We start from the raw sequence: 6,080 nt of genomic DNA on the forward strand, positions 1-6,080 counted from the left end.
GCCCGGGCGCCCGCCGATCCAGATGCGGAAGTCGTGCGAGTCGATCTTGGTGGTCTGCATCGAATGGTTGATCCACTCGTAGCCCTTGGCCCCCACGTCCAGCTTGGTGCCAAACGGCCGCACGTCCGGCTCGCCCTTGGAGCGCTGGTAGACCACCGAGCGCTGCGCGCGCGTGAAAGGCTCGCCCTTTTCCACGTCGCCTTCGATGAAGTACTGGCGGATCTCCGGCCGGATGAATTCCAGCCAGAAGCGCAGGTGCCCGAGGATCGGGTAGTTGCGCAATATCGCGTGGCGCGTCTGATACAGGTCGCGGATGCCCACCAGCGTGAGGAAGACCGCCAGCGCGCACAGCACCAGCAGGGGCCAGGTCCAGCCGAAGAACAGCATCCATAGCCCGCTGGCGATGGCGACGAGCGTGCAGGACGCCAGCGTGCTGTAGCGGATGCTGTTGACGAAGAATGTGTGGAGCTTCATGGGAGGTTCACTGGAACGTGGCCAGGGCAGCCGGGCGGGGGCACGGGACGGGAGCGGCCGCCGGCCCGCGCTGCGCCGCCCCACTGTCACCCGGGGGACATTATCCGCGCCGGGCGCAGAGGATTCTTGCGTCTCCGAAGCAACTGCCGCAACAGCCTTTCCGCTGTAGCCTGTGGCCCCATGCCCGACCATCCCCCTCCTCGCGCCCCGGCCGCGCCCGGCGACTCCCGCATCGCCCCGTGGATGCTTGCCGCCCTGACCTCGGGTTTTGCACTGAGCAATGCGTTTCGCACGGTGGCCGCCATCATGGCGCCGCCGCTGCAGGCGGAGTTCGCCCTGTCGCCACAGGCGCTGGGGGTGTTCGCCGGCGCCTTCCATTTCGCCTTCGGCGCGATGCAGATCTTCATGGGCATCGGCATCGACCTCTACGGGGTGCGGCGCACCATCCTGGTGGCTTTCCCGCTGGCGATCGCCGGCGCGCTGCTGTCGGCGGCGGCCTCCGGCTTCGGGCTGCTGCTGCTGGCGCAGGTGCTGATCGGCGTGGGCTGCGCGCCGGCCTTCCTGGTGTGCACCGTGTTCATCGCGCGCCACTTCGCGCCGCAGCGCTTCGCCGCCGTCTCCGGACTGGCCATGGCCCTGGGCACGCTGGGCATGCTGTTCACCGGCACCCCGCTGGCGTGGCTGGTCGAGCAATGGTCCTGGCGCGGCGGCTTCGCGGTGCTGGCGGCGCTGGCCATCGGCGCCTGGCTGTGGATCTGGCGCAGCGTGCACGAGCCGCAGGCCCGGCCCGCCGCGAGCGACGCGCCGCCGCGCGAATCGGTGCGCGAGGCCGTGGCGCGCTTTGGCGCCCTGTTCACCCTGCCCCACACCTGGGGCATCGTGGTGCTGGGGGCCGTGACCTATGCGGCGCTGATCTCGCTGCGCGGCCTGTGGCTCGGCCCGGCCCTGATCGAGCGCCACGGCTTCTCGCTGGTGGCCAGCGGCAACGTGGCGCTGGCGCTGTCGGTGGTGGCGCTGTTCGGTCCGCTGGTCTTCGGCCGCATCGACCCCGGCCCCGCACGGCGCCGGCGCTGGCTGGTGGCCTGCACGCTGGCGATGGCGGCGATGTTCGCCGTGCTGGCGCTCGGGCTGTCGGCCTGGGTGGACGTGGTGCTGATGCTGGCCATCGGCCTGCTGTCCGGGTTCATCGTGCTGCAGTACGCCGACGTGCGCGTCGCCTACCCGGCCGAGCTGACGGGGCGCGCCATGGCGGTCTTCACCATGGCGATGTTCCTGGGCGTGGCGGCGATGCAGTGGTTCACGGGCCTGGTGGCGTCCATGGGGACGCGCGCGGGTGTCGATCCCTACGTCGCGGTCATGGGCGCGATCGCGGCGCTGCTGGGCCTGGCGGCCGCCCTGTTCGCCTGGCTGCCCAAGCCGCCGGACATGCGCACCTGAGGCTCCTCGCAGCGGCCGCCGGTCGTCGGCGTCAGGCGCCGGGCAGCCCTTGCGGCTGGACCGCCGGCGCCCTGCGCGGCGCGCGCGCGGCGATCCACAGCAGCAGCACCCAGGTGCCGACCGCCATGGCCGCCAGCCACAGCAACTGCGGCAGCACGGCCGCCAGTGGCGCGCCTGCCTGGTTCAGCCGCAGCGACGCCTGGATGCCGGCCGTGCTGGGCGAGAGCCAGCGCAGCCATTGCAGCAGCTCCGGCAGCGCCTCCACCGGCCAGGTGAAGCCAGCCAGGAAGGCCAGCGGGATGGAGGTGAACATGGCGACCTGCAGCGCGCGCTCGCGCTCGGCCAGCCACCAGCCGAGCAGCGCGCCGCAGCCCGCCACCGCCGGGGTGAAGACCGCCAGCAGCGCCAGCGCCCCCAGCGGATTGCCGCCACGCGGGTAGTCCTGCCACAGGAAGATCCAGCCGAAGTAAAACAGCCCGGACAGCCACCCCGGCGCGCACAGCGCCAGCAGTCGCGCCAGCCACGTGCGCGCGTCGGCATGGGCCCGGCCCTGCTCGCGCCAAGTGCCCACCAGCAGCGCGCCGCCCATGAGCAGCGTCTGCTGCAGGATCAGGATCGCCACCGCCGCGACGACGAAACTGCCGTAGCCCTCCGTCGGGTTGAACAGCGCCACCGCCCGCAAGTTCACCGGCGAGCGGCTGTCGGCCGCCTGCAGCGCACTCTGTCCGCCGGCCTGCAATCGCTTGAGTTCCACCCCGGCCGACACCGTTCCGAAGGCCTCGGCGAAGCCATACTGCACTTGCTTGGCCGCCAGCGGGTAGGCGCCGTTCGCATGGACCGGCACCACCGCCTCCTCGGCGCGCAGCACCTTGCGCTTGAAGTCGCGCGGGATCAGCGCGTAGCCCTCGATCTGCCCCGCCAGCAGCGCCGCGCGCGCCTCGCCCTCGTCCGACGTGACCAGCACCGGATCGATGCGCGGACTCGCCTGGGCAAAGCGCAGCATCTGGCGCGAGAGGTTGGAGGCGTCCTGCACCACCACCGCCACCGGCACGCGCTGCACCACCTCGGGCGCGTAGAACCAGGGGTAGAAGAAACCGTAGAGCACCGGCGCGCCGAACAGCAGCAGCGCCACGCCCTGGTCGCGCAGCAGCGCCGCCAGGCTCTGCAGCCACAGCAGGAAAAAGCCCGGTCGCCGCACCTAGCGCGCCCCCCAGCGCTCCGGCAGCCGCGCCGCCCGCACCAGCCCGCCCGCCGCCAGCGCCAGCAGCAGCAAGGTGGCCAGCAGCAACCCAGCCACCACCGGCAGCGTCTGCGCCACCGGCGCGCCCATCTGCCACTGCTCGAGCTGCAGCCGCGCATAGTGGGTATAGGGCATGGCCTCCGCCCAGGTGCGCGCCGTGCCGCTCATGGCGAGCAGCGGAAAGCCCACACCGCTGAAGGCGAAGGCCGGCGCCGACAGCAGCCCCGCCCCCGACAGCGCCTTGCGCAGCGACAGCGTGAGGCCCGCCAGCGCCGCACCTGCCGCCAGGCTCACGGCCACCAGCAGCGCCAGCCCCAGGGCGATCCAGGCCATCGAGCCCGCGACCGCCCAGCCGCGCAGTTGCGCCAGGTAGGCCAGTGCCGCCATGCCACAGGTCCACAGCGTCGCCATCGGAATGGCCAGCTTGCCGAGCAACGCCGCCAGCGTGCGCGACCAGCCGGGCGCGCTCTGCAGCCACTCACCGATGCTGCCGTCGCGCAGCTCGCGCCCGACCGACCAGGCGCCCGCCGTCATGGCCAGGATGTGCAGCAGCGCCGGCACCAGCGCCGCCGCCAGAAACTGCTCATAGTTGGTGGAGACGTTGAACAGGCTGGTGGGCTGCGTGCGGATCGGCTCGGCGCGCACGCGCAGCACCTGCGTGGGCGTGCCGCGCCGGGCGGCGGCCTGCATCTCGATGCCGGCGGACAGCGTCCCGACCACCTGCCGCACGTCGCGCTGCAGCAGGCTCGAATGCGTGCCCAGCTGCGCGTTGTGCAGCAGCGTCACGGTGGTGCTGCCGCCGCGCTTGAGCGCGCGCGAGAAGCCCGGCGGGATGTGGACCACGCCATAGACCTCCATGCGCTGCAGGGCGTCCTGCGCCTCGGCGCGGTTGAGCACCTGGGCGCGCACCGCCAGCCCCGGCGTGGCGTCCAGCATGCGCACCAGCTGGCGCGAAGCGGCCGAGGCGTCCTCGCTCCACACGGCAATCGGCAGGGCGTAGGGCTGGCCCGCCGAGAAAATCCAGCACAGCAGCGCCATCGACAGGAGCGGCACCCAGCTCACCATCACCCAGTCGCGCGGGCGCGAGCGCAGCAGCCGCCACTCGCGCGCCAGGCTGGCGGCGAGGATGCTCACACGCCGCCCTCGACCACCACGCTCATGCCCGGGCGCGCCCCCTCGATGGGCGCCACGGGCCGGGCGTGGACCTCGAAGGTGCGCGCGTCGAAGCCCTGGCTGCCGCGCGTGGTGCGCCAGGTGGCGAAGTCCGGCAGCACACCCTGGAAGAACACCTCGAATTCGGCCGTCCGGTCGCCCAGCGCCGGCAGCCGGCCCGTGAAGCGGCTGCCCTTGGCGAAGCGCTGCAGCTGGTCTTCACGCACGTTCAGCACCACCCACTGGTCGGCCAGGTCCACCACCGTGACCACCGCCACGCCCTGGGGCGAGAGTTCGCCCAGGCGCACCAGCACCTTCGCAACCTCGCCCCCCACGGGGCTGCGCAGCTGCGTCTCGGCTGCGGCCGCCTCGACCTCGGCGATCGCCCCGGCGGCGCGTCGCGCCTGCGCCTCGGCGGCGGCCCGGTCCTCCTCGCGCGCGCCGCGCAGTGCCAGTTCGTACTGCGCGCGCGCCGCCTGGGCCTGCGCCGCCGCCGCACGCGCATTGGTCTGCGCCTCGTCGCGCTTCTGGGCCGACACCAGGCCCTGGTCGTACAGGCTCTGCACGCGCTGCCACGAGGTCTGCGCCAGCTCGGCCGCCGCCTGGGCGCGCTGCCAGCTCTGGCGCGCCATCTGGACCTCCTCGGGCCGGGCGCCGCGCGCCGCCTTGTCGGCCACCGCCTGCGCCGCGTCGCGCGCGGCCTCGGCCTGCGCCATCTTGGCGCGCACCTCCGGGCTGTCCATCTCGATCAGCAGCTCGCCCGGCTGGATCTGCTGGCCCTCCTGCACCAGGATCCGGGCGATGCGCGCCGTCACCTTGGGCGCCACGTCGGTCTCGCGCGCTTCCATCTGACCCTGGAAGTACGGCGCCGGTGGCTGCGCCGCGCGCCAGAAGCCCCAGGCGACGAAGGCCAGCAGCAACAGGCCGACCAGCAGCACGCCCCACGGCGGGCGCGGGCGCGGGCCAGGCGCAGGCGTGGTGGGCTCGGGAAGGGGCTGGGACTGTGCTGCGGTGTCGGTCATGGGGCGTCGGTGGGAATCTGGATGTCGGCCTGTGCCATGTAGCGTTCGAACTCGTCGGCTTGGCCGGTGCTCTCCAGCAGCGCGGCCAGCGCCTGCACATACTGGTGGGCGGTCTGGGCGCGCTCGGTCTGCACCTTCGCCAGGTTCAGGCGCGCGTCGATCAGCTCCAGCGGCGTGCCGGTGCCCTCGCGCAGCGCGGCGCTGCGCAGGCGCACCAGCTCGCGCGCCAGGTCTTCCTGGGCCTGCTGCGCCAGGTAGTGCGCGCGCGCATGCTCCAGCGCCAGCCAGTTCTTCTCCACCAGCAAGGCGATGTCCGAGCGCGCCTGCTGCTCGGCGAGGTCTGCCTGCTCGATCTTCTTCTGCGTCGCCGCCGCCATCAGGTCGCGGTCCACGCTGTCCCAGAGCGTGTAGCGCACGGCCACGCCGGCGATCCAATTGGGCTTGCCGCGCGTGGCGAGTTCGTGCATCCCGAAGCCCAGCACCTGGGGCCGGCGCAGCGCCTCCTGCGCGTCGTGCAGCGCGCCGGCCTGGCGCCGCTTGGCGTCCACCTTGGCCAGGCCCGGGTGCTGGCGCTGTGCGGTGTCGATGAATTCCTGCAGCGTGCCCAATGGCTGGCTGTGCACGAACAGCGCGTTGGTCGGTCGCAGCGGCGCCGGGCTGCGCAGGGTGCGCGCCAGCGCCGTGGCCGCCAGGTCCGCCTCGTCGCGCGCCTTGCGCGCCTGCTGCCGGGCATCGGCCAGCGCCGCCTGCGCCTG

Annotated in this window: 5 protein-coding genes and 1 pseudogene; 1 reads left to right on the plus strand and 5 read right to left on the minus strand. The window is 72.9% G+C overall.

Annotated elements, in window-relative coordinates:
- Window positions 1–474: pseudogene (locus A612_RS10265) on the minus strand (FMN-binding glutamate synthase family protein); the annotation flags it as partial.
- Between the two features lie 180 nt (window positions 475–654).
- Between A612_RS10265 and A612_RS10270 the strand changes: the two are divergent.
- Entirely contained in the window at window positions 655–1,911 is a 1,257-nt protein-coding gene (locus A612_RS10270) for an MFS transporter (protein ID WP_040436589.1), read from the plus strand.
- A gap of 31 nt (window positions 1,912–1,942) precedes the next feature.
- On the opposite strand, the gene A612_RS10275 is transcribed toward A612_RS10270, so the two are convergent.
- The 4 genes from A612_RS10275 to A612_RS10290 all read right to left on the minus strand — a co-directional run.
- Window positions 1,943–3,109, minus strand: coding sequence for an ABC transporter permease (locus A612_RS10275; protein ID WP_019374403.1), 1,167 nt, complete (start codon window positions 3,107–3,109; stop codon window positions 1,943–1,945).
- A complete protein-coding gene (locus A612_RS10280) occupies window positions 3,110–4,285 on the minus strand; it encodes an ABC transporter permease (protein WP_019374404.1) in 1,176 nt (391 codons plus the stop codon). It lies immediately after the preceding gene.
- On the minus strand, window positions 4,282–5,325 hold the full coding sequence (locus tag A612_RS10285; RefSeq protein WP_019374405.1) for an HlyD family secretion protein: 1,044 nt from the start codon (window positions 5,323–5,325) through the stop codon (window positions 4,282–4,284). The genes A612_RS10280 and A612_RS10285 overlap by 4 nt, the downstream gene beginning before the upstream one ends.
- Window positions 5,322–6,080, minus strand: a 759-nt coding sequence (locus tag A612_RS10290; protein WP_019374406.1) for a TolC family protein, incomplete at its 5' end; no start/stop codon positions are given. The genes A612_RS10290 and A612_RS10285, both read right to left, overlap by 4 nt.

The sequence above is a fragment of the Melaminivora alkalimesophila genome (assembly GCF_000282995.1).
Classification (GTDB): Bacteria; Pseudomonadota; Gammaproteobacteria; order Burkholderiales; family Burkholderiaceae_C; genus Melaminivora; species Melaminivora alkalimesophila.